The organism is Acidithiobacillus sp. TH-A36 (assembly GCF_057473445.1).
The window spans coordinates 1-1,209 of the sequence record NZ_JBYCKP010000041.1 but is presented as its reverse complement, the minus strand read 5'-3'; the positions used below and the strand labels follow the sequence as shown (position 1 = coordinate 1,209).

At 52.9% G+C, this 1,209-nt stretch carries 4 protein-coding genes; all 4 read right to left on the bottom strand.

Going from position 1 to position 1,209, the window contains the following annotated elements; all coding sequences use genetic code 11:
* On the bottom strand, window positions 1–183 hold a 183-nt coding region (locus AC2VLY_RS01005; protein ID WP_486894140.1), incomplete at its 3' end, for a hypothetical protein.
* A gap of 29 nt (window positions 184–212) precedes the next feature.
* A complete protein-coding gene (locus AC2VLY_RS01000; protein WP_486894141.1) occupies window positions 213–473 on the bottom strand; it encodes a Txe/YoeB family addiction module toxin in 261 nt (86 codons plus the stop codon).
* A complete protein-coding gene (locus AC2VLY_RS00995; protein WP_486894142.1) occupies window positions 466–720 on the bottom strand; it encodes a type II toxin-antitoxin system Phd/YefM family antitoxin in 255 nt (84 codons plus the stop codon). The genes AC2VLY_RS01000 and AC2VLY_RS00995 overlap by 8 nt, the downstream gene beginning before the upstream one ends.
* A 109-nt stretch (window positions 721–829) precedes the next feature.
* Window positions 830–1,209: GNAT family N-acetyltransferase (locus tag AC2VLY_RS00990; protein WP_486894143.1), on the bottom strand; the 380-nt coding region annotated here is incomplete at its 5' end.

The following is a 1,209-nucleotide window of genomic DNA, read 5'->3' as shown; positions in this document are numbered from 1 at the left end:
ATTCCAGTGATCCGGACGATCTGGCCAGTCTTTGTATTGCCAAACCGCTTCCAGTTTATCCGCATACACGGGATCGGTTTTCAGATAGGCCACCATGAATCGCTCGAACAGCATCCCCTTGTGATGTACGTCTTTGGCGAAGCGGTTTAATTCGTTCATCCATTCTTGAAAACTGTTAGGCATTTGCGGGATCTTCCTGTGAAGCGATTGCGTTAATAGTGATACCGAACTGAAATGATGATGAATTCTTCTGTCGTGCCGCGATAAACGAGCCGGTTCACGTCATCAATGCGCCGTGACCAGTACCCGGAAAGGTTTTCCCTTAATGGTTCAGGCTTGCCAATGCCGGAATGCGGGTTCCGCAGGCAATCCTGGATCAGCGTGTTTACTCTCCGCAGGGTTTTGCGGTCCTGTCTCTGCCAGTATTGGTAGTCCTCCCATGCGGCCAGCGTCCAACAGATGCGCTCAGGCATCGGCTAAACGATGGGGCTCTCGGCTCCCTACCTGATCCTGGGCAATGGATTGGGCCAGATGTGCGGCATTGGCTGGCGAGCGGAGCAGATGGACCGTTTCCATGAGGCTGTCGTAATGTTCCTGGGACAACAGAACCGCATTGGCGGATCCGCGTCGGGTGATGATTGTGACATCGGCATCTGCTGCTGTGCGGTCCATCACTTCCTTGAGATGGCTCCGGGCCTCTGAATAGCTGACTATGTGCATGGCTGTTTTTCCTCTCGTACAATTTAGAGTACAAGACTAGGTGGTTATGGGTAATTCGTCCAGCGTTTCTGGTTGGTGCTATGGCGGAGTGACGCGATTTAATCGCAAGCTAAAATCCCGACCAGACAGAACGTGGCAACCACAGACGATTATTCGGATCATTCAGCGCAACGAAGCCCAAATGCTGATAGAAAGCGACTGCCTGGGCGGTTTTCGGATCCACAATGATAGCCGCCACTGCGAGCGTTTCGCTGGCTGCAGTAACGCGCTTGCAAGCGTCTGCTACCAGGACCGTGCCAAGTCCCTGCCCTTGAAATGTTTGATCCACGGCCAATCGACCTAGTAATGCCACCGGGATGGGGTAATGTGGCCATTTCTTTTTGAATTTATCAGGAAGCGTTTGTGCGGCAATGCTGGCCGCACTTAATGTGTAGAATCCGCAAACCCGCTCTAATTCCTCGGCAGGGGAGGCGATGAATGCCCGTGCTA

What these genes read in the sequence shown, in the direction of transcription:
- AC2VLY_RS00995 (WP_486894142.1), bottom strand. Translation starts at nt 720, where the DNA reads ATGCACATAGTCAGCTATTCAGAGGCCCGGAGCCATCTCAAGGAAGTG.
- AC2VLY_RS01000 (WP_486894141.1), bottom strand. Translation starts at nt 473, where the DNA reads ATGCCTGAGCGCATCTGTTGGACGCTGGCCGCATGGGAGGACTACCAA.